Below are 20277 nucleotides of genomic sequence, written 5' to 3'. Positions count from 1 at the left end.
AAAAGCCACATAGTATAAAAAAATAATCGATTTTGATACATAGCTTAAAAAACAATTTTACACTCGCTTCTCTTTTTATTTTTCTTTATGATAGGCAAAAATTAACATTTTTATATATTAATAGCTTTTATCACAGGAGACATTATGTCTAGTGCAGTTACAATTCCTTCTGATTCTCTTACAGAAGGGCTCATGGATCGTAACAAAGAACTTTTGATTGTTACCCATAATGGCCGATTTCATATTGATGATGTTTTTTCGTTCACAACATTATCCTTAGCACTAGATTTAGATAACCGCCCCTTTAAAGTAGAAAGAACGCGGGATACTGAAATTATTGAAAAGGCAGATATAGTCTTTGATGTAGGGGGGGTATTTGATGGAAAACGTCTTTTTGACCATCATCAAATTGGCGCACCAGAAAGAGATATCAAACAAACACCCAAGGGTATAGAGGGAACCATTCCCTACAGCTCTGCTGGGTTAATTTGGCGTGCATTTGGATTGGACGTAATTCAAAAACTGGCACCTGATCTTGATGATAAATCTCGTAAAATCGCACATAATGTTATTGAAAAAGCACTCGTTATACCTATTGATGCCATTGATAACGGTAAAATGCGTCCTGAAAATGGATTAAATTTTTCCTCTATTATCAATGTATTTAATCCAGCATGGGATACAGATGATTCCTCGACTCAACTAGAGCGTTTTTTTGAAGCATCGAAAATTGTTCGTACTATTTTAATTTATCAGTTAAATATCGAGTTTGCTCGCCTCAGAGCCATTGGATGCACTGAAGAAGCTTATAAAAATAGTCCAGATAAACGTATTTTAATGCTCCCTCGTTGGATGCCTCATATTTATCCTATTTTCGCCAACGCATGGGCTACACAGCTTGTCATATACCCAGCAGAAAATGAATGGCGTATTGGAACGGTTCCCATTCGCATGCACGGTAATGATCGGCGTAAATTATTCCCAGCCAGCTGGGGTGGACTAGAGGGTGAAGCTCTAGCTACTGAAACAGGAATTCCAGGATCGAAATTTGTGCATAAAGGCTTGTTTATTGCTGTTACAGAAACCAAAGAATCTGCAATTGCTTTAGCTGAAAAAACATTAGGAGGTTAACCTTCTTAATAAAAAGGCTATTTAGAATATTCTAAATAGCCTTTTATTTAACTTATTGCTTGATACTTAAGCAAAGATATTTAATTTCTAAATAATCTTCAATACCGTATTTAGATCCTTCACGACCCAAACCAGAAGCTTTAATACCACCAAAAGGTGCCATTTCATTAGAAATCAAACCTGTGTTAATACCAACCATGCCGTATTCTAATTCTTCTGATACTTTGATGATCCGAGACATATCATTCGCATATAGATAAGAAGCTAAACCAAATTCTGTATCATTTGCTAAACGAATGACCTCTTCGTCTGTTTCAAAACAAAATACAGGTGCCAAAGGCCCAAATGTTTCTTCTTTAGAGACAACTGCACTGGTTGGAACATTTGCAAGAATAGTTGGCTCAAAGAAATTACCGCCTAATGCCTTACCACCCGCAGCAACTTTAGCACCTTTTGAAACAGCATCATCAATATGTTCTTGGACTTTTGCAACAGCCTTAGCATCAATCATTGGTCCGATAGTAACACCAGTTTCTGTACCATTACCAACCTTCAATTTACCAACTGCAATTTTTAATTTTTCAACAAAAGCATCATAAACACCTTTTTGAACATAAAGACGATTAGCACAAACACAAGTTTGACCGGCATTCCTATATTTAGATACCATTGCCCCTTCGACCGCTGCATCAAGATCAGCATCATCGAAAACAATAAATGGTGCATTTCCACCCAGTTCCATAGACATTTTCTTAACAGTTGCAGCACAGTTTTTCATCAATTCTGCACCAATTTCCGTAGAGCCTGTAAAGGTTATTTTACGAACAATTGGATTGTTACATAATTCATCACCAATTGCTTTAGCAGCCCCTGTTACAACATTTAAAACCCCTGCTGGCAAGCCTGCTTCTTCAGCTAATACAGCCAAAGCCAATGCAGAATATGGCGTTGCAGTTGCAGGTTTTAAAACCATCGAACATCCAACAGCCAAAGCCGCCCCAGCTTTACGGGTAATCATTGCATTAGGGAAATTCCAAGGTGTAATCGCAGCTGTAACACCAATAGGTTGTTTTAAAACCGTAATACGTTTATCCGTCATATGCCCAGGAAGAACATCTCCATAAATACGTTTTGCTTCTTCGGCAAACCATTCCAGATACGACGCACCATATGCAATTTCACCCTTTGCTTCTGCCAAAGGTTTACCTTGCTCTAAGGTCAATAATAACGCTAGATCTTCTTGATTTTTTAACACCAGATCAAACCAACGGCGCAAAATAACAGAACGTTCCTTGGCTGTTTTTCTGCGCCATTGAACTTGTGCTTTTTGTGCTGCTTCGATTGCTCTGCGTGTTTCATCTGCACCCATTTTAGGCACAGTACCAATCACATCATTCGTCGCTGGGTTTGTTACGTTAACTGTTTGACCACTGTCTGCATCAAGCCATTGGCCGTTAATATAACATTGTTGACGAAATAAGGATGGATTTTTTAGATTCATAATAACTTCTTTCTCATTTGATCTAGTATTATTGTGAGTAACTTTGGTATTTTATAATTGTTAGCATTAAGCTTCTAATTATAAAAATTACTCCTATTCTAGCCGTTAATCTTATATATGATAAAATCACATTCAAGTGCGTTATATATTAATATATAAAAAACGCTATTTATCATAAAATTTGCTTGTTATACAAAGTTTGTTTATTTTATAACGGTCTTGATAATTATATAAAACTAAAACTCTTGCAAATAAAAGAATTTTGTAGTTATATATTTTGTAATAAAATTACATAAAATAGCCAATTAAAGAAAGATAAGAAAATGAGCTCTGGGAAAAGTCTTGAAATTGCATTCGAACAAAATTCATTCCCCGTATCAGAAGATCAAAGACAAGAAATATTAAAAGACCCTGGTTTTGGAAAAAAATTCACAGACCACATGCTGCTAATTCACTATAATGAAGAAAAAGGTTGGCATAATGCACATATCAAGCCATACGGGAATATCAGCTTGGATCCTGCGGTTTGTGTTTTTCATTATGGACAAGAAATTTTCGAAGGGCTAAAAGCGTATAAAGCAAAAGATGGTCGTATACTACTTTTCCGCCCAGAGGCAAATGCTAAACGTTTTATTAACTCTGCCAAACGTATGGCAATGGCACCTTTACCAGAAGACTATTTTTTACAAGCAGTTCATGAATTCGTTAAAATTGAAAAAAATTGGATTCCAGATCAATCCGTTGGTACTTTATATCTTCGTCCTTTTATGATTGCTAGCACTCCTTATCTTGGGGTAAAAGCCTCCCCTGATTATTTATTTATGTTAATTGCTTCTCCTGCAGGCTCATATTTTTCCAAAGGTGCAAAACCAGTAACTGTATGGATTTCAGAACATTACACCCGTGCTGCGCCTGGTGGAACTGGTGAAGCAAAGTGTGGTGGTAATTATGCTGCAAGCTTACTCGCTCAACAAGAAGCAACAAAAAATAATTGCGACCAATTGGTTTTCTTGGATGCTGGTGAACATAAATGGATCGAGGAAATGGGCGGAATGAACATTTTCTTTGTCATGGATGATGGTTCATTATTAACACCACCTTTGGGGGGAACTATTTTACCTGGTGTTACCCGCAACTCTATTATTACCCTTGCAAAAGAAAAAGGGATTACTGTTCGTGAAGAACGTTATTCTGCTGAACAATGGATCAAAGATATTGAGCTTGGTAAAATCCGTGAAGTTTTCGCTTGTGGTACAGCAGCAGTTGTAACGCCAATTGGTTTTGTTAAAAATAAAGAGGGTGAATATCAAATCCACGATGGAAATCCTGGAAAACTAACCCAAGAAATCCATAAAATGCTTGTTGATATTCAATATGGCAATGCCACAGATACACATCAATGGATTCAAGAAGTAAAATAATATTTATTATACTTGATCAAATTAGTTCATAGCTTTTTTATAAAAACTATTATACTATAAAAGCTTGTATAATTATCAATATTATACAAGCTTAACCTTTTAAGTGTTTTGGAGATATTGTCTATCATGAAATTAATTTCAAAAAAAATCATGCTATCCGTTGGTGTATGTACAGCTTTATTAACAGCTGGGATCACATCTCAAGTATATGCGCAAACCACTGCACCTCATGCTTCTTCAGCTCCTGCTGGTAATGATATGGCCAGCGCAATGGCTGCTTTCGATAAGTTATCTCCAGAGCAACAAAAAGAACAAATAGCACAATCAAGAAAAGTGGTTGAATCACAAATGGATGCTATGATTAAAAAGGCATCTACTCCAGAGCAAAAAAAACAATTTGAAACAGCAAAAGAAAAAGCTCTTGAACAAATTGATATGATGGCTAAAATGACACCAGAAGAACGCAAAGCACTAATTGAGACATCACAAAAAGCTATGCAAACACAATTGAAAAATGTTAGTCCAGAACAGTTAAGCAAACTGACCCCTGAACAAAGAGCTGCTTTTGAAAAACTGAAGCAAGCACAAGATGTAAAATAACTGTTTATTCTATGAAGGCTTTATTTTATAAAGCCTTTTTATATTAATCATTTAACTTGGCATTTGCGCTGGATTAATAATAGCTACTATACCAAAATCATATCTGAGTGCACAGATTATTATTTCTGGCAATTTGATAAGCATAATAGCTGCTTTAAAAAATACCCATTATTCAACAAGACAAAATATTCATTAAGTATAAACACATCTTCTTATCAACCTTTTGTTATCAAACCATTTATCCTATTTATAATCTTTAAATTTGGCTTTTTCGATACATTGATGAAACTTGACTAACATATTGGGTAATCCGGATAAATCTACCATAGAAACGGGATGTTTTTGGTACTCAAGCAAAGCAATCTGCCCATAAGACAAAGCTTGCAATAACCCTTTAAAATCAGTTTCAGTTAACCTATTCATAGATATATTTTTATCCATTGCCTGCATCATAAAAATAAAATGTTGCTTACCAACAGTAATTGCAGCCTTAGAATCTGTTTTGGGAACCAGGTTTCCTTGCTTATCCCAAAGTAATAACCCTACTCCTTCATCATTACTTTTGAACCCTAATGTTAAATCATTAGACAGAGCAAAACATGCAGTAACTTTTTGTAACTGTGGATCATAATAATGAAAAGCTGACCAGTTTCCATCTTTACCATCCAGTTGATAGACTGGTTCGCCCGCATTCGTGATCAACGGGAAAAGTAGACCTGCGGTAATTAAGAATATTTTTTTAATCATTACAATTACTTCTATTTTATTTATCGTTTGAAAATACCAACACTTCCATGAGAATCTTTTTGCTCTTCGTCTTTGTAAATACAACTTGCTTCTTGATCGTTAATTCTGGTGCAAGTATGATTTCCTTTGACAAGCGTAAATTCACCATCACAATTTTTGGGCTGCTCTAAAATAATTTTTGTACCCTCAAACCGCGCAGCAAGAGGCCCTTTGCAAGAAACACCATTCATCATCGTAATTGCTTGATTACCCTTACCAGCCTCATTAAAACAAACCTGCCACGTCTTAACTGGAACAATTTTTTTACTTTGGCGAGACACAAGTGTTAACGGTGTTGTCAAATTCCAACATCCATCAAGCATTGATACTTCTTTTTTATTCCAAAATTCTTTTGGCAAATCTATTGTTTGTTGTGATTTTGGCTTTAATTCAGGTGTATTTTGAGGTTGTTGCGTATGAACGGGTGGCACCTTACATTGTGTATCTAAGTTTTTCAGAGACTGTAATAATATATCCCGTTTTTTATTAAGCTCTTGATTTTTATCTTGAGCTCTCAACGCACCTTCCACCTCTAGAGCTGAAGTATATTGAACATTACATGTTTTATCTGAATGCTGAGTAACATGCCACAGTAATGAAATTAAAACACCCATAAACAAAGCAACTAAAGCGGTAACCCATGGAAATTTTAACCATAAAAACCGTTGTGTTTGTTTTTTGATTGTTACTGTTTCTCCTTGTAATGGATCATAGAACCCATTCTCCCCAGCATATCCCCATCCAGTAATAACAGGACGACCATCCACAACATACACATAATCCAACGAGGGAAAACAACTGCAAAGACTGAAAGAACGAGACCATTTGTCATTTGGGTGAAGTCTGGCAATAGAAGCAATATCGATTAATATCAGTTGAATGATTTCAATGATTTCTTGTTGTTGCGCCTTTGACAATGATTGCAAAGAAACTGTATTTTGCCCTTCAGAATGCCAATAAATTGTATCTTTTATAAAATTTGGTTTGGCAAATAAAGCAGCATGCTGAAGGCTTACCTTCCAAGATACTTCACGAATGAATTCTTGATCTTGTTCAGGCGTTTTTTTATATAAAGAAAACAACTGACCAAGAGAGTGCTGTGCTAAAATCAAATTCATATCTTATTTATTCCTGTGCACATCTGCTCTCTATTAAACCAATCTTAATTTTAATATTTATATTTTCTATAATTTAACGCTTGAACGTTCCCGTAGATTGGTGCCCTTCAGCATCTATATATGTACAACGAGCTTCTTGGTCATTTATTCTCGTACAAACATTACGTCCAGGAATTAAATGGAAAGCCCCTTGACAATCTGTTGGTTGATTTAAAACCAGTTGATTCCCTTGGAACTGCGCGTTTAAGGGGCCAGTACACGTTCCCCCATCACGACGGGTTAAGACTTGTCTTCCTGCACCATTAGGATTGAAGCATAAATTCCAGTTTGTTACCGGTTGGTGAGATGAGCCAAATAAACGTTGTTCATAAAGCTCTAGATGCGTTGTTAAATGCCAACAACCATTTAACATAGATTTATCTTTTTTATTCCAAGAATCTTGAGGCAAAGCAGCTTTATTATCGGGTTTTGGTTCAGGTTTGGGTTGAGGAACTTCTTGCTTTTTAACAGTTTCTGGATTAGGTAGCTTATCCACTTCTGGAACAGGAGGCAATTCAGGAACTTTTTGCTCTTCTGGTAAAGGCTTCAGGTCTGGCACATCTTGTGGTTCTAATGGCTGTACAGGTGGAATTTTGCATTGTTTTTTTAAAGTTTCCAACGCTTTTGATAAACCATCGCGCTTTTTAGTAAGATCATTATTATTGTTTTGTTCTTTTAAGGCATCCTCGACCTCTTTAACCAGGGGATAAGTTGCATAACAAACTTTGTCTGAATGACGAGAAACATTCCATAATAAAGACGCTAATACACCTAAAAATAACGCCATTAATGCCGTAATCCATGGGAACATAAACCATGGATATTTTTTTTGAGGTGTAATGGAAACCAACAATGTACCCAATGGGTCATAGCTGCCTTTATCCCCGCCATATCCCCAGCCTGTTAATACAGGTTTACCATCAACTGCATAAATATACTCTGTAGATGGAATTTGTCGATATTGATCAAAATGTTGCGCTATCATCATATCTGGATAATCATGCAACTGAAGTTGAATATCCGACAATATAGACTGAATAGCTTTTAATAAGGCTTCTTGTTGAGATGAGTTCAGTTTATTCCACGGCGTAAAATCTTTACCCTCTGCGCTCCATCTTACAATATTATTATTATATTCAACACGCGCAAAAAGAGCTGCATGCTCAGAACTGGCGATTGTTGATATTTCATGAACTAAACGATCACATAACCCAATTTCTCTGGGACATAAAGGTGTTAATTGATGAACATCTTGCCTGCTTAGGACCACAACCATGATATTATTTCCTTTTAGCAGACAAAAAGTAATTTCTCACAAAAAGACCAATCAGCGGTAATAATATCAATAGTAAAATCAACGGGGCTAACCAATAATAACGACAATATTGAACAGGAATAATACCTTCCCACCAAGGCAAAATAATCATTAAAATTAATAATAATAGCCCCATTAACCAAGGCCAATAAGATAAAAGCCCTTGCTGTTTAATCGGTAAAATTGGAGGGGGTAAAATCAAAGTGGATTTTATACCTTGCTGATCCCCTTTCGCAGCAACAACGGCCACATGTTCAACATCACTTTCACTGGATTGATGCCCCCACGCAATCAACGCAGGGCCATAGGGTGTCTCAATAATATAATCCTTAGACGGATAACTTAACGCTTGTTCAAGCAAAGCCCCTTTTTGTCTTTGAACCATATCAGAGGAATTAGCCATTTTTTTGGCTAATTGCCTAGCTTGAGCAATAAAGCGATCGGCTTTTTGTAACAAGTCTTGCCTAGAAACTGGAGAGGTCTTTGCTGATTGTAAATCAGAGGGAATATACCAATCGACCTCACCTCTTTGTCGATCAATAACAGGTTCCAACAACAATCCTGCACATTGAGGGCTGATCTCATATTTTAATATTTGATACAAGGCCTCCCATTGTTCCAACACAAGTTGCCCGCCCACCCCAAGAGGTTGAACAGATTTAAAATTCGTTGTTGTAACAGGTTTACCTGCTATAAACTGATAGGTCATGGTTTATCTCCATGAGTGGCGGAGGGCTGATCTGGTTTTTTATCTGCCGTTGTTGAAGGGATTTTATCTTTTTTTTGATCAGCTTTTGGTGCAGTATTTTCAGAAGATCCTTTGTTGTTATTTTCTTTATTAGCATCACTTTTCTGATCAGGCTTAACAGCAGGCTCTTTTTGTTTTTCAGGTGTATTAGAAGATGTATCAGGTTTCTTTTCTGATACCGTTGGCACAGAAGGAGTTTTACTTTCTTCTGGCTTGGTTGCATCGTTTTTTTGATCAGGTGGTGCAGTAGACTCTTCGTGATTTTCAGATTTATTAGGTGTATCAGAATTCTTTTCAGGTTCTGATGATTGAGACGGAGTTGTATCGTTACAAGCACCTGCCTTTACTTGAATTGGAATATTGGCATTTTGCAAAGCCCTGACAATTGCATCTGATTTTTGAGCATAATTACTGTGAGAAGATGTTTCTTTATCCATTGTCACAAATGTATTTACGCCAACAACACGGCCACAAAGATCGACCAAGGCTCCTCCTGAATTACCTGGCGAAACCGCTGCACTATGAGGAATAACTTTTTCACCATTTGAATTGACTTGAATAGCATTGATCTCGCCCTTGGTTAACACAACACCAGGAATGGCCGTAATATCGCCTTGAGCTAACCGTTTCAAAGCCCCATCTTGACGAAGAATCATACCAGGATACCCAGCAGCAACCACCGTTTGTAAAGGTTGAGCCTCCAAAGTAAAGCTAAGTGGCTGCTGAGGGGGCGCATCTTCTATTTTTAATACTGCCAAATCAAAAGAATTAACATCACTTGACCGGTCGCTGATGGACATAATATGAGCTTTTTTGAATTGGCCCAACGCTTTATTGGTTACCAATACCGTATTATCTTCAGAGTTTTCAACAACGTGTCTGTTGGTCACAATTAATTCTGGAGTCGCAAAAAAGCCACTTCCCATAGCAACACCCTCATCACCATCTTCATCTTTTGCTTTGACCAAAATAAAAACAGTACTCTTTTCCAAAAGCTCTGGCAGGCTCCCTTGGAAATTTTTACCATCCGACTTCATTGGTGTAGATGAGTTATCAAGACTTTTATTTAACTCTGGTGCGGCCCTACTTTTTTCAAGATCACAAGGTGGGTTCTTTAATTGCTCTTCAAGCTTTTTAATTTCGTCTTCTAGGTCTTTATTCTTTTTTTCTATTTCTGGTTTCTTACGCACCAGATCTTGTGCCTCTATCACTGGAATCTTGGCAATTTTAGTTGGGCGCTCTGCATAAATTAATCGCCAACCAATAAACAAGCCAATAATAAAGAATAAAACTGCGGCAACTAGTCGTGTTAAATATATCGGCATTTTATTCATAGAACCAACTACCGTTCTAGGCATCGCTTGTGCCGTTCCCATCACAGGAGGAACTGTTTTAAGGGGCGCTGCTTGCTGTTGCTCTGTCAAAGATTCTGTTAAAGGGGGTATTTCTTTTTGAGGCGTAAATTGAGAAAAAAGGGACAATCCAGGCTGTCCCCATCCTTTGATAACAATTTGATCATTCGCAATCAAAATATCTTGTTTATTTTGCACCGATAACGCAGCGTTCAATAACGCTCTATCTGCACTTCCCTCAGGATAAGCATCTGATAAGGATGTTATTGCTTCAGCCAGTTTCTGTTCAACGAAATCCTGTTGATTTTCCAAAGGTAAAGTTGGCTCTGTTTTCGTATCAGCGTACCAACTAATAAAAGAATCATCAGATTCTTTATTAGCGGTAATCGTAGGTTCAGCAAGGCTGATCGTTGGGCAATGCTTTTTTAGGATTTGAGCAATCTGAGGGTATTGCTCATAAATTATACGCCCATTAATGACAATGTCTTCTGACGAATAAAAACTTGTTTTTCCAAGAAGGTAAAGTGCCATTATATTCTCAACATTTAGAGTGCAAAATTATTGCTACTTTAATCTATTATAACATCCTTGCCAAGCACCTTGATAACTTACCAATTTTAAAGAATTATCCCAAGTCTCTGTCACAAAATTAAACTTGATAATCTTGAGCAAAAGAATAAACTTGAAATCTTAGTTTACCTAGAAAATCGCTTTTCATAGCATAAAGATTTATTAAATGAGTTTATACAAATCTTTCTTTATTTTAACGTTAGCCTTAAACCCTTTCCCGATTGCTGTTTATGCCCAAGATATAGTCACATCTCCTTTGGCTATTCGTGCTTTACAAACCAGAGAATTTACAGGCATTAATCAAGCACAAGCTTTGAGTATAGGAATAGCAACTTTTCAAGATCTAGGATTTATCATTACTGAAAGCTCGGCCTCATTGGGATTAATCAAGGCCAATCAAACGCGGCCTGATGAAAACACGATTATCCAAGCTACTTTAACCCTAGTTCTCAACCCAGGGAAAGAAGCCAAAATTACTTGTCGGTTATCACTTAGTTATTCTCCTTTTTATTATGGTGAAGAAGGCGCCAATCTGGCAGGACAACCCCCAAGGCAATCCAGCACGGTTCAAAGTCCAATTTTATACCAACAGTTTTTTAATGCCTTTTCATATTCAATCCACATCAACAAGACTTAATTAAATGCAAATTTTCCCTTCTCATCTATTTAAAGTTGCAATCATAAGCTTTGCTATCGGAATAACTGGCTGTGCAAACGATGATCCATCCATAAAAACACCCACCACACAAAAAAGAATTAATCAAACACGCATCTTTTCTGCCCCAAGCCAAGAAATACTTTTGCAAACCATTCTGACCACGCTGCAAGACCAAGGATATAATATTGTCAAAGTCAACAGTAACAATGCAGAAATTACCGCACAACGAGATGGGAATGTTTTAATCAGTGTCATTGCCTATCAAACAAACCCACAACAATTTGCCGTTCGCGCCAATGCACAACGCTATATAAGAAACGCCAATTTGTTCAGTAATAATACGACAGGATATGAAATTATTATGGATCCTGTTTTTTATCAAAAAGACTTTTTTGAGCCTCTATCAAAATCTTTATTTATACAAAAAGAAAATCTTTCCAATTAACCTTTTTCATCATAAAATAATTTTATCGCCCCTTATCCCTTTGACAGAGAGCCTCAGATGCGTTCTTTAAAATATGTAATTTTCCCTTTACTTGCCCTTTTCTCTGCCTGCAAATCTGCACCGCAACAAATAAGTGATGTGCAAGCAGCACAAAATGCAGATGCTCGATTAACGTTGGGTACTATTGAAAGCCAGCTTCATAATGGTATGAGCAGTGTTGCAGTCATTGAGACTTTTGGACCACCCAACATAGTAACAACCGATGATCAGCACCGCGAAGTATGGGTCTGGGATCGTATTTCAACCATGCGTGCACATACAAACTCTGGCGGATGGGCAACAATTTTAATCTTGGGCATCGGAAATAAAGCAAATACTACCAGCGTATCTCAACGCACATTGACCCTCATTGTTAAATTTGATGATCAGAAAAAAGTAAGAGATTTCTCTTATCGATATAGTAATTTTTAAAATGTTCCTATTTCATTCGAACTTATACCGCTCTTTGCTTTTAGGAGCGGTTTTTACTTTTCCTGCCCAATACGTAAAAGCTCAAACTCATCAAACATTATCACTCAGAGCTATTCAAAGCCGATCTTTTGAAACAACTGATACACAAAAAATGTTGCAAAATATAGTCTCAACCTTGCAAGATATGGGATATATTATTGGCAGGATTGACAATCAACTGGGCTTTGTAAATGCTGCTCAGTTTGCCAATGATATTACAGAAATTACCGTAACTATACAGCCAATCACTCACTCAATGACCGTTCGAGCATCAGGACGAAGGAATAATATTCCTATGGATGATGATCCTGTTTTTTATCAAAATTTCTTTAATCATTTATCTCAAGCAGCCTTTTTAAACGCTAACAAAATTTATTAACGCATTTACATTTTATAGATGCAGGTTACCATTAATAGATACTCATTATTCATTACACAAAGTAAGGAGTCTATTATGCTTAACAAAGATACCAAACTGTGTATTTCTCTTGCTGCTCGTCCAAGTAATACGGGCACCAAGTTTCATAATTATTTATATAATAAACTTGGTTTAGATTTTATTTATAAAGCTTTTACAACCAAAGATATTGAACATGCTATCAAAGGCGTACGGGCTTTGGAAATTCGGGGTTGTTCCGTATCTATGCCTTTTAAGGAAAGTTGTATTCCATTTGTGGATACCTTATCAGAAACAGCCAAGGCCATTAATTCAGTTAATACAATAGTAAATGATAATGGTCACTTAACGGCTTATAATACAGATTATCTTGCAGTAAAAAAACTTGTTGAACAAAATTATAGCAATAAAAATATGACAGTTATTATAAGGGGAAGTGGTGGCATGGCAAAGGCTGTGATTGCGGCTTTTCGTGATAATGGTTTTACCAACGTTATCATATATGCCCGTAATGAAGAACATGGGATGAGTCTAGCTAAAAAATATGGCTTTAAATACTCCAAAGAAATGCCACAAAATCCAAGTGAAGTTTTGGTAAATACAACACCTATTGGTATGTCTGGTGGGATTGAAGAAAATGATTTAGCATTTACAGAAAAAGAGATTATGACAGCTAATTATATCTTTGATGTTGTGGCTCTCCCTTCTGAAACACCCCTTATTCAAGCTGCGCGGAAACACAATAAACCAGTCATTACAGGTGCAGAGGTGATTGCATTGCAAGCTTTGGAACAATTCGAACTTTATACAGGCGTGCGTCCAGACAAAAATCTGATGTTAGAAGCCTCAAAATTTTCTAGATCTTAATTATAATATTTGAATAAAAAATTAATTAATCTGAGAGTATAAACTTAATACTTTATCAGAGCATTTTTACTTTTTCAGATTATACATAACAACAGTATGTGTTGTTATCACAACACATACTTTTACAAAAAAAACAAACATCTCTTTTATGACTATTCTTAAATTTTTTTATATATAAATGAAAATTATTCGCCACATGAAATAGTTTAGGTTTTTCATTATGTTTAAAAAGTATCTCTTGCTAGTTGCTGGTATGATTTGTGTAACAACAACTAGTTTTGCAATTGATAATAAGCATTCCGGGTTTTATATTACTGGAAAAGTTGGAGCCTCTGTTTTACAACAGAAAAATCAGAAATATATTGAGCGCTATCAACGTTATGATTACGAAACTGAAACACGTTTTAATCAAACTTATTATGGAAAATCAGGTGGTACACACACTAATGCCAGACTAGGTGGTGGTATTGCTGTGGGTTATAATTTTGATAATCGTTTTAATGTTCCTGTTCGTGCTGAAATCGATGTTATGGCACGTATGGGTGACAGTTCAAATTATCTGCGTGAGCGCCAATCCCTTCGCTATTCTTGGTTAGAAGGACGATCTGATTATGAAAATAAAATTAATAACAAAGTCCAACTAAATACGTTTATGTTCAATGGCTTTTATGATTTTAAAAATGAATCTGCATTTACCCCATATCTTATGGCTGGCGTTGGCCTAGCATCATTTAAGCATACATCTCAACCAACCGTTTCTTATACAGATTATGATACGAGCAATCAAATGACAGGATATTATAAAAACGGTATTAAAGGATCACGTACTACAAACAACTTTGCTTGGAATGCTGGCGCTGGTGTTCGATATAAAATTAATGAAGATTTTGATCTCGATTTTAGCTATCGATATTTAGGTGCTGGCAAATCATCACTCACCACATGGAGACAACCTGCGTCAACATATTACCTTGGTCGGCATGAGAAATCAAAAATAAAAGTTGTTACTCAAGATATCATGCTAGGGATAACCTATAATTTTTAATATAAATTGCGTGATAGTGTGTCAAAGAAACGTTGATAAAATTGCGTTTCTTCAACAGGATATTGATTATATCGTGCATTTATTCGCACTAAACTACCTCGACCAGATGCAGGTTGAATAACAACGTTAACCTGCATAATATGATCATGATCCAGCTGCATTGCCTCAATTATTCCGAGTTGCACATCTACTCGGACAATTTGGAAATCTAGGCTGGCTAATGTTTTTATAATAGATTGCAAAACAATCTTTTGATTTGATTGATTAAACTGCTTGCTTTGCATATTCCTGAGTTGTGAAGGCAATGTTTTTGTCAACTGTAAATCAGTTGGGGCATCAGAACCACTACAACCTGCCAACATCAACAAGACTAAGAAACCACCCCATAAGTTACTTTTATTCATACTGGATGCTCCTCTAGATATAATGCCTTGGAAACAGCCTCAAAGAATTTTTGATAAAGCGCTGGGTCTTTAACAAGCCAAACTCGGTTTAACATTCCTGTGTTTAAAAAACTGCGCAATTCTACGGAAACATGCATTTCATACCCTTTTTTATCCATAACAGGATAAATCACAACCGAGATTGAACCCAGATGGCGTTGCACATAAGGAATATCTGAGCCATTTCCAAAATCCAAAGAAGGTCCAAAAGACAATCCAAATCCAGGCATATTTCCCTGATTATATCCTGTCACAGGCATTCCAAACAATCGAAATGGTGCGTTTAATTCATTGGTTTGATCTGCAAAAACCATTCCAGCTTGGATATTTGACTCTCGAATCGTATAATGCTGATCCTGAATAACATTCATTACTGCACGTATTAAACGATCTGGTTGTTCAACTTCGAAAAAACGAGTTTGTATTTTTTGTCTAGCTATACGCTCTGGTGTCATGGTGACACTTTTCAGATTTGGAACAGAAGATGAAGCACAACCTATCAGCAAAAATATCAAGAAAAAACTTATGGCTAGATACCATTTTTTTAAAAAATATATTTGCATATAAAACTCGTTTTCTAATATTTTATCGACTACAGAAGAATAAAATTAAAGTAAACGATATATTAACATTTATAAAAATAAAACACGTAACCCATATTTTTTTTATTGTTTGACATATTTACCTTTTCTTAGCGTTCTTTTTTTTATAGGTTAAACGTTTATTGATCACTTTATATTCAAAATACGATGGCAAATTCTTCTCCTTCCTATTCTTTTGATATTCGTGCAGGCACAATTATTCACGCAGATGCTATATCCTCACCAGGAAGCTATTTGTTGAAAGTTAATTTTGGCTCAATTATCGGCATCAGAACGTGTTTATTACAAGCCGTTCCATATATTAATGTTGAATCCCTCTTGGAAAAACATGTCTGTGCGATAATTAACTTTCCAGGATATAAAAAGAATATCAAAACATTAAACACTATTTTACTTTGTATGCTTGATAGTGATGGGCATTACATCCCTATTCAACCAGATTACTGTATCCCTAACGGAGGCTCTTTATTTTCATGACAACACATTATATGACCATCTCGTGGGATCAACTGCATAGAGATGCTCGCACTCTTAGTGAACGACTCAGCAACAGACAATTCAAAGGAATTGTTGCTATTACACGTGGAGGGATGATTCCCGCCGCCATCATTGCCAGAGAACTGGAATGCCGATTAATCGATACGGTTTCAATCGTTAGTTACGATGAAGAAGAACAAGGCGAGTTAAAAATCATCAAACATCCTACTGTTGCTGGTGATGGTGAAGGATTCTTAATTGTTGATGATTTGGTTGATTCGGGTATCACTGCCAAAGCGATACGTAAATTATTACCCAAAGCATATTTTGTTTGTTTATATGCAAAGCCAGCAGGTAAACCATGCACTGATGATTTTATTATGGAAGTTCAACAGGATACATGGATTTTATTTCCTTGGGATTCCGCACCAGCTTTTGCTCCTCCTTTAATCAAAATTAAAAAATAAAAAAAAATGAATTTTTTTTATAAAAAAGACTTGCGTTCTTGCTCAGAACCATCTAATTAAAAGCTCATTCGGGGTGTGGCGCAGCCTGGCTAGCGCGCTTGTTTTGGGTACAAGAGGCCCCCGGTTCGAATCCGGGCTCCCCGACCATTAATAAACTCTAACTTAGGTTAGAGCTTACTTAAAAAACAAAGAGGATTATATGGCAAAGGCTCGTATTTACAAACGCGCCAAAAAGGCAACACAATCAGGACATGCTCGTCATTTATGGGTTCTTGATTATGGACAATCCTCTCCTCGTTCTCATGACCCGATTACTGGTTGGGTTGGCAGTAACGATACACAAACTCAAGTAAGCATTTCTTTTCAAACCAAAGAACAAGCAATTGCTTATGCTGAGCGTAAATCTATTCCTTATGATATAGAAGAACCAGGAACAACTCGTTTTGTAGTAAAAAATTATGAAGATAATTATCATCATAACCGCAAAATGAATTGGACACACTAGGATTTTATTTAAGCGCCCTTAGCTCAGCAGGATAGAGCAACAGCCTTCTAAGCTGTGGGCCGCTGGTTCGAATCCAGCAGGGCGCACCATAAAATCTTTATAGTATAATATAAATAATTACATTCAATGTTCAAAAAACAGTCAACATTGTCCATATTAAGATTATACAATACTTACGATTTAAATTCGTCAATTTAACCAGTATTATAATAATCTAGTAATGAACAAACTATACATTTTATAAATGATTTTTTCATTAGTTTATTGATCTTAATCATTTAAATTCCCATTTTATATTCGGTAAATTCCATTCTTTATGTTTTTGTTCGTAAGCTTCTAGTGGCAATAAAACAAAAACTGGATTTCGTTCACTATTAAGCCAACTTAACAACGCACGCATATGAACTTCATCCATAGAAGTACATCCTGCTGTTGTGGCATAACGATCTTTTCTAAGATGGACAAAAATACAACTCCCCGCGTTGGGAATATTGTTAGGATTATAATTTAAAACAAATCCTAATTTATAAAGTTGATCTCCATTATAATGAATATCACGCCGCATAGGTTCGGTCGAATCTTGAGGCAAGCTAAATAGGACCTTTTGATGGTTTACTATTTGATTATAATATGGGGAGAGACTATTATCGATACAATAATCATCCTTAGTTAATGCTTGATATGGATACGAACGATCAACATTCTTAGCGTATCCGAAACTTGATCCTATTTTGAAAATTCCTGTTGGGCTACGCATGTCCCCTTCTGTCTTTACAATACCTTGACTGACGTATGGGTGTAACCCTATTCCCCACGCTGCACCATTTTTTCCTAATGAAACATTGAAAGACTGACCTATATGAATCCATCGAGAATGTTTATATTCGAATTGCAATAAAACTCCTTGGTTACTATTCCAATCAGAGGATAAAACCAAAATCATTTGCTGATTTTTTTTCCACTGAACAATGGCATTTTGTCTAGGGGTCATTGTGCAAGCAGACAGCATCAATACACAGAAACTAACTGTTAATAAGTGCAGATAATTTTTCATATTTAATCAAGCTCTCTTTGTTCATCATTCATTATCATACATATACCACCCTTTATTCAGAAGAAGATGTTTGTATAATTTTACTTTAACGATATAATTTCTCTAATTATTATTTATAGTCTCTTTGATAAAAGGTCTTAATTTCATGAAAATCTTAGTTACTGGTGGATGTGGATATATCGGCAGCCATACTTGTGTTCAATTAATTAACCAAGGATATGAACCGATTGTAATTGATAATTTATGTAACAGTAAAGAAATTGTCCTGGATCGCATTAAAGAGATCACTGGTAAAAAACCAAAATTTTATCAAGGGGATATACGTGATAAGGCCTTATTAAACAAAATCTTTAAAGAAAATACTATTGATAGTGTAATTCACTTTGCAGGGTTAAAAGCTGTTGGTGAATCTGTATCAAAACCATTGGAATATTATGATAATAACGTTTATGGCTCTTTAAGCTTGTTTGAAGCCATGCGTGATGCAAATGTAAAAAAAATAATCTTTAGTTCATCTGCTACGGTTTATGGCACACAGCCTATTGTTCCTTATGTTGAAACGATGGAAACGGGTGAGCCAACCCAACCTTATGGGCGCAGCAAACTTTTTATCGAAAAGATTTTACAAGACCTTAATATTGCTGAAAACGGTTGGTCTATTACATTACTAAGGTATTTTAATCCTGTTGGTGCTCATCCATCTGGTTTGATGGGGGAAGATCCTCAAGGAATTCCCAATAATTTAATGCCATATATGACCCAGGTTGCTATTGGTCAAAGAGAATCTCTTGCTGTATTTGGTGATGACTATGAAACCTCCGATGGAACTTGCGTGCGTGATTATATTCATGTGATGGATTTAGCTGACGGGCATCTAGCTGCACTAAAATATAATCAAGATCATAAGGGTTCACATATTTTTAACCTTGGATCAGGTAACGGGAATAGTGTTTTAGAGGTCATTGCTGCTTTTGAAGATGTATTTGGTAAAAAACTAGCTTGGCATTATGCACCACGTCGTGCTGGAGATCTGTCTGCCTATTGGGCAAATGCTGATAAAGCAAAAAAATTACTTCATTGGGAAACCAAACTGAGCCTCCATGACATGGTCAAAGATTCATGGAACTGGCAAAGCCAAAATCCCAAAGGATTTATTTAATTTATAACTAAGGAGATTTCTAATGCCCATATTTAATCCCGTTGATCATCCTCATCAACGCTATAATCCATTAACAGATGAGTGGGTATTGGTGTCTCCTCACCGCGCAAAAAGACCCTGGCAGGGGCAAACAGAACCCCCTGTTCATAAAGAAGCTATTCACCATGATCCAGATTGTTTTTTATGTGCAGGAAACAAACGAATCACGGGTGATATTAATCCCGATTATCAATCAACTTATGTTTTTAATAACGATTTCGCAGCCTTGCTGCCTGATGCACCGAAATATCAACATCTTGATGATCCTTTATTTAAAATAGAGAGTGTTCAAGGCACATGTCGGGTTATTTGTTTTTCCCCTGATCACAGCAAAACACTTCCCGAACTTCCTGTATCATCGATTCAAGATATTATCAAAACTTGGATTGAACAATTAAACGAGCTGGGTAAAGTTTATAAGTGGGTGCAGCTTTTTGAAAATAAAGGTGCCATGATGGGATGTTCCAACCCTCACCCTCATGGACAAATCTGGAGCGGCAATTTTATTCCCAATGAAATCCGTAAAGAAGATACCTGCCAAGCCAATTATTACAAAAAACATAATTCTTCTTTGTTAATGGATTATGTGCGAAAAGAATTACAACTCCAAGAGCGCATTGTCGTTGAAACAGAATTTTGGGTTGCATTAGTGCCATATTGGGCTATTTGGCCATTCGAGATTCTGCTATTACCTAAAACAATTGTACACCGTCTTAACGAACTTACCTCAGAGCAACAAGCCGATTTAGCCGTTATTTTAAAAACTCTTACAACAAAATATGATAATTTATTCAATTGTTCTTTCCCTTATTCAATGGGATGGCATGGTGCTCCTTTCACTGACGATCCCAAAGAACATTGGCAACTTCATGCCCATTTTTATCCCCCTTTATTACGCTCTGCATCAACTAAGAAATTCTTAGTAGGTTATGAAATGTTGGCTCAAGCTCAGCGTGATATTACAGCAGAACAGGCAGCCGAGCGGTTACGCGTCTTAAGCAACATCCATTATAAAGAGGTTTAATTGA

The 20277-nt window shown here is 36.3% G+C and carries 23 protein-coding genes and 2 tRNA genes; 16 read left to right on the top strand and 9 right to left on the bottom strand.

Features of this window, described 5'->3' with window-relative positions; genetic code table 11:
* Positions 1 to 144 precede the first annotated feature (144 nt).
* Positions 145 to 1131, top strand: a complete 987-nt coding sequence (locus QMN76_RS01310; protein ID WP_034337294.1) for an MYG1 family protein — start codon at positions 145 to 147, stop codon at positions 1129 to 1131.
* 52 nt (positions 1132 to 1183) lie between these two features.
* Here the strand turns inward: QMN76_RS01310 and gabD are convergent, their stop codons facing one another.
* Complete coding sequence (gene gabD / locus QMN76_RS01305; RefSeq protein WP_282023097.1) at positions 1184 to 2632, bottom strand: NADP-dependent succinate-semialdehyde dehydrogenase; 1449 nt, start codon at positions 2630 to 2632, stop codon at positions 1184 to 1186.
* Between the two features lie 323 nt (positions 2633 to 2955).
* On the opposite strand from gabD, the gene QMN76_RS01300 reads away from it, so the two are divergent.
* Positions 2956 to 4053 (top strand): branched-chain amino acid aminotransferase, encoded by a 1098-nt coding sequence (locus QMN76_RS01300; RefSeq protein WP_282023098.1) that lies wholly within the window; start codon positions 2956 to 2958, stop codon positions 4051 to 4053.
* Between the two features lie 126 nt (positions 4054 to 4179).
* Positions 4180 to 4653 carry a hypothetical protein gene (locus QMN76_RS01295; protein ID WP_034337301.1) on the top strand — a complete coding sequence of 158 codons (474 nt, stop codon included), beginning with the start codon at positions 4180 to 4182 and terminating at the stop codon, positions 4651 to 4653.
* A gap of 243 nt (positions 4654 to 4896) precedes the next feature.
* Here QMN76_RS01295 and QMN76_RS01290 read toward each other — a convergent pair whose 3' ends face one another.
* The 5 genes from QMN76_RS01290 to QMN76_RS01270 form a co-directional block, all read right to left on the bottom strand.
* Positions 4897 to 5400: a hypothetical protein gene (locus tag QMN76_RS01290; protein ID WP_282023099.1), complete on the bottom strand. Its 504-nt coding sequence runs from the start codon at positions 5398 to 5400 to the stop codon at positions 4897 to 4899.
* Positions 5401 to 5420: 20 nt separating this feature from the next.
* Complete coding sequence (locus QMN76_RS01285) at positions 5421 to 6557, bottom strand: hypothetical protein (protein ID WP_282023100.1); 1137 nt, start codon at positions 6555 to 6557, stop codon at positions 5421 to 5423.
* A gap of 73 nt (positions 6558 to 6630) precedes the next feature.
* Complete coding sequence (locus QMN76_RS01280) at positions 6631 to 7872, bottom strand: hypothetical protein (protein WP_282023102.1); 1242 nt, start codon at positions 7870 to 7872, stop codon at positions 6631 to 6633.
* Between the two features lie 4 nt (positions 7873 to 7876).
* Complete coding sequence (locus QMN76_RS01275; protein WP_282023103.1) at positions 7877 to 8620, bottom strand: hypothetical protein; 744 nt, start codon at positions 8618 to 8620, stop codon at positions 7877 to 7879.
* A complete protein-coding gene (locus QMN76_RS01270) occupies positions 8617 to 10542 on the bottom strand; it encodes a trypsin-like peptidase domain-containing protein (protein WP_282023104.1) in 1926 nt (641 codons plus the stop codon). Before QMN76_RS01270 ends, QMN76_RS01275 begins: the two co-directional genes overlap by 4 nt.
* Before the next feature lie 205 nt (positions 10543 to 10747).
* Between QMN76_RS01270 and QMN76_RS01265 the strand changes: the two genes are divergently transcribed.
* From QMN76_RS01265 to QMN76_RS01240, 6 genes are all read left to right on the top strand, one after another.
* Complete coding sequence (locus QMN76_RS01265) at positions 10748 to 11218, top strand: hypothetical protein (RefSeq protein WP_282023105.1); 471 nt, start codon at positions 10748 to 10750, stop codon at positions 11216 to 11218.
* A gap of 4 nt (positions 11219 to 11222) precedes the next feature.
* Positions 11223 to 11684, top strand: a complete 462-nt coding sequence (locus QMN76_RS01260; protein ID WP_034337320.1) for a hypothetical protein — start codon at positions 11223 to 11225, stop codon at positions 11682 to 11684.
* 57 nt (positions 11685 to 11741) lie between these two features.
* Positions 11742 to 12155, top strand: coding sequence for a hypothetical protein (locus tag QMN76_RS01255; RefSeq protein ID WP_282023106.1), 414 nt, complete (start codon positions 11742 to 11744; stop codon positions 12153 to 12155).
* Between the two features lies 1 nt (position 12156).
* Entirely contained in the window at positions 12157 to 12573 is a 417-nt protein-coding gene (locus QMN76_RS01250) for a hypothetical protein (RefSeq protein ID WP_051461856.1), read from the top strand.
* Between the two features lie 75 nt (positions 12574 to 12648).
* The gene (locus QMN76_RS01245; protein WP_282023108.1) at positions 12649 to 13458 is read left to right on the top strand and encodes a shikimate 5-dehydrogenase; all 810 of its coding nucleotides are present in this window, start codon (positions 12649 to 12651) and stop codon (positions 13456 to 13458) included.
* 220 nt (positions 13459 to 13678) lie between these two features.
* Complete coding sequence (locus QMN76_RS01240) at positions 13679 to 14503, top strand: outer membrane protein (protein WP_034337329.1); 825 nt, start codon at positions 13679 to 13681, stop codon at positions 14501 to 14503.
* Here the strand turns inward: QMN76_RS01240 and QMN76_RS01235 are convergent.
* Both QMN76_RS01235 and QMN76_RS01230 read right to left on the bottom strand, forming a co-directional pair.
* Positions 14500 to 14907 carry a hypothetical protein gene (locus tag QMN76_RS01235; protein ID WP_034337332.1) on the bottom strand — a complete coding sequence of 136 codons (408 nt, stop codon included), beginning with the start codon at positions 14905 to 14907 and terminating at the stop codon, positions 14500 to 14502. The genes QMN76_RS01240 and QMN76_RS01235 overlap by 4 nt on opposite strands.
* Positions 14904 to 15401 (bottom strand): hypothetical protein, encoded by a 498-nt coding sequence (locus tag QMN76_RS01230; RefSeq protein ID WP_034337335.1) that lies wholly within the window; start codon positions 15399 to 15401, stop codon positions 14904 to 14906. The genes QMN76_RS01235 and QMN76_RS01230 overlap by 4 nt, the downstream gene beginning before the upstream one ends.
* 294 nt (positions 15402 to 15695) lie before the next feature.
* Here QMN76_RS01230 and QMN76_RS01225 point away from each other — a divergent pair, with 294 nt between their 5' ends.
* From QMN76_RS01225 to QMN76_RS01205, 5 genes are all read left to right on the top strand, one after another.
* Positions 15696 to 16025: a hypothetical protein gene (locus QMN76_RS01225; RefSeq protein WP_034337341.1), complete on the top strand. Its 330-nt coding sequence runs from the start codon at positions 15696 to 15698 to the stop codon at positions 16023 to 16025.
* A complete protein-coding gene (gpt, locus tag QMN76_RS01220) occupies positions 16022 to 16492 on the top strand; it encodes a xanthine phosphoribosyltransferase (RefSeq protein WP_282023113.1) in 471 nt (156 codons plus the stop codon). The genes QMN76_RS01225 and gpt overlap by 4 nt, the downstream gene beginning before the upstream one ends.
* A gap of 69 nt (positions 16493 to 16561) precedes the next feature.
* Positions 16562 to 16639 (top strand) — tRNA-Pro (locus QMN76_RS01215).
* A gap of 52 nt (positions 16640 to 16691) precedes the next feature.
* Positions 16692 to 16997, top strand: coding sequence for an ETC complex I subunit (locus tag QMN76_RS01210; RefSeq protein WP_034337345.1), 306 nt, complete (start codon positions 16692 to 16694; stop codon positions 16995 to 16997).
* 12 nt (positions 16998 to 17009) lie between these two features.
* Positions 17010 to 17086, top strand: a tRNA-Arg gene (locus QMN76_RS01205).
* Positions 17087 to 17271: 185 nt separating this feature from the next.
* Here the strand turns inward: QMN76_RS01205 and QMN76_RS01200 are convergent.
* Positions 17272 to 18051 carry a L,D-transpeptidase family protein gene (locus QMN76_RS01200; RefSeq protein ID WP_282023116.1) on the bottom strand — a complete coding sequence of 260 codons (780 nt, stop codon included), beginning with the start codon at positions 18049 to 18051 and terminating at the stop codon, positions 17272 to 17274.
* Between the two features lie 145 nt (positions 18052 to 18196).
* On the opposite strand from QMN76_RS01200, the gene galE reads away from it, so the two are divergent.
* Both galE and galT read left to right on the top strand, forming a co-directional pair.
* Entirely contained in the window at positions 18197 to 19210 is a 1014-nt protein-coding gene (gene galE, locus QMN76_RS01195; RefSeq protein WP_282065623.1) for a UDP-glucose 4-epimerase GalE, read from the top strand.
* 22 nt (positions 19211 to 19232) lie between these two features.
* Positions 19233 to 20273 (top strand): galactose-1-phosphate uridylyltransferase, encoded by a 1041-nt coding sequence (gene galT, locus QMN76_RS01190; RefSeq protein ID WP_282065622.1) that lies wholly within the window; start codon positions 19233 to 19235, stop codon positions 20271 to 20273.
* Positions 20274 to 20277 lie beyond the last annotated feature (4 nt).

The sequence above is a fragment of the Commensalibacter papalotli (ex Botero et al. 2024) genome (assembly GCF_947179115.1).
Taxonomy (GTDB): Bacteria; Pseudomonadota; Alphaproteobacteria; order Acetobacterales; family Acetobacteraceae; genus Commensalibacter; species Commensalibacter papalotli.
The sequence above is the reverse complement of the archived record's forward strand: the minus strand, read 5'-3'. Positions and strand labels throughout refer to the sequence as shown.

What these genes read in the sequence shown, in the direction of transcription:
- QMN76_RS01290 (WP_282023099.1), bottom strand. Translation starts at nt 5,400, where the DNA reads ATGATTAAAAAAATATTCTTAATTACCGCAGGTCTACTTTTCCCGTTG.
- QMN76_RS01310 (WP_034337294.1), top strand. Translation starts at nt 145, where the DNA reads ATGTCTAGTGCAGTTACAATTCCTTCTGATTCTCTTACAGAAGGGCTC.
- QMN76_RS01265 (WP_282023105.1), top strand. Translation starts at nt 10,748, where the DNA reads ATGAGTTTATACAAATCTTTCTTTATTTTAACGTTAGCCTTAAACCCT.
- QMN76_RS01200 (WP_282023116.1), bottom strand. Translation starts at nt 18,051, where the DNA reads ATGAAAAATTATCTGCACTTATTAACAGTTAGTTTCTGTGTATTGATG.
- galT (WP_282065622.1), top strand. Translation starts at nt 19,233, where the DNA reads ATGCCCATATTTAATCCCGTTGATCATCCTCATCAACGCTATAATCCA.
- QMN76_RS01255 (WP_282023106.1), top strand. Translation starts at nt 11,742, where the DNA reads ATGCGTTCTTTAAAATATGTAATTTTCCCTTTACTTGCCCTTTTCTCT.
- QMN76_RS01275 (WP_282023103.1), bottom strand. Translation starts at nt 8,620, where the DNA reads ATGACCTATCAGTTTATAGCAGGTAAACCTGTTACAACAACGAATTTT.
- QMN76_RS01270 (WP_282023104.1), bottom strand. Translation starts at nt 10,542, where the DNA reads ATGGCACTTTACCTTCTTGGAAAAACAAGTTTTTATTCGTCAGAAGAC.
- QMN76_RS01295 (WP_034337301.1), top strand. Translation starts at nt 4,180, where the DNA reads ATGAAATTAATTTCAAAAAAAATCATGCTATCCGTTGGTGTATGTACA.
- QMN76_RS01250 (WP_051461856.1), top strand. Translation starts at nt 12,157, where the DNA reads ATGTTCCTATTTCATTCGAACTTATACCGCTCTTTGCTTTTAGGAGCG.
- QMN76_RS01285 (WP_282023100.1), bottom strand. Translation starts at nt 6,557, where the DNA reads ATGAATTTGATTTTAGCACAGCACTCTCTTGGTCAGTTGTTTTCTTTA.
- galE (WP_282065623.1), top strand. Translation starts at nt 18,197, where the DNA reads ATGAAAATCTTAGTTACTGGTGGATGTGGATATATCGGCAGCCATACT.
- QMN76_RS01280 (WP_282023102.1), bottom strand. Translation starts at nt 7,872, where the DNA reads ATGGTTGTGGTCCTAAGCAGGCAAGATGTTCATCAATTAACACCTTTA.
- QMN76_RS01300 (WP_282023098.1), top strand. Translation starts at nt 2,956, where the DNA reads ATGAGCTCTGGGAAAAGTCTTGAAATTGCATTCGAACAAAATTCATTC.
- QMN76_RS01245 (WP_282023108.1), top strand. Translation starts at nt 12,649, where the DNA reads ATGCTTAACAAAGATACCAAACTGTGTATTTCTCTTGCTGCTCGTCCA.
- gabD (WP_282023097.1), bottom strand. Translation starts at nt 2,632, where the DNA reads ATGAATCTAAAAAATCCATCCTTATTTCGTCAACAATGTTATATTAAC.
- QMN76_RS01230 (WP_034337335.1), bottom strand. Translation starts at nt 15,401, where the DNA reads ATGACACCAGAGCGTATAGCTAGACAAAAAATACAAACTCGTTTTTTC.
- gpt (WP_282023113.1), top strand. Translation starts at nt 16,022, where the DNA reads ATGACAACACATTATATGACCATCTCGTGGGATCAACTGCATAGAGAT.
- QMN76_RS01225 (WP_034337341.1), top strand. Translation starts at nt 15,696, where the DNA reads ATGGCAAATTCTTCTCCTTCCTATTCTTTTGATATTCGTGCAGGCACA.
- QMN76_RS01235 (WP_034337332.1), bottom strand. Translation starts at nt 14,907, where the DNA reads ATGAATAAAAGTAACTTATGGGGTGGTTTCTTAGTCTTGTTGATGTTG.
- QMN76_RS01210 (WP_034337345.1), top strand. Translation starts at nt 16,692, where the DNA reads ATGGCAAAGGCTCGTATTTACAAACGCGCCAAAAAGGCAACACAATCA.
- QMN76_RS01240 (WP_034337329.1), top strand. Translation starts at nt 13,679, where the DNA reads ATGTTTAAAAAGTATCTCTTGCTAGTTGCTGGTATGATTTGTGTAACA.
- QMN76_RS01260 (WP_034337320.1), top strand. Translation starts at nt 11,223, where the DNA reads ATGCAAATTTTCCCTTCTCATCTATTTAAAGTTGCAATCATAAGCTTT.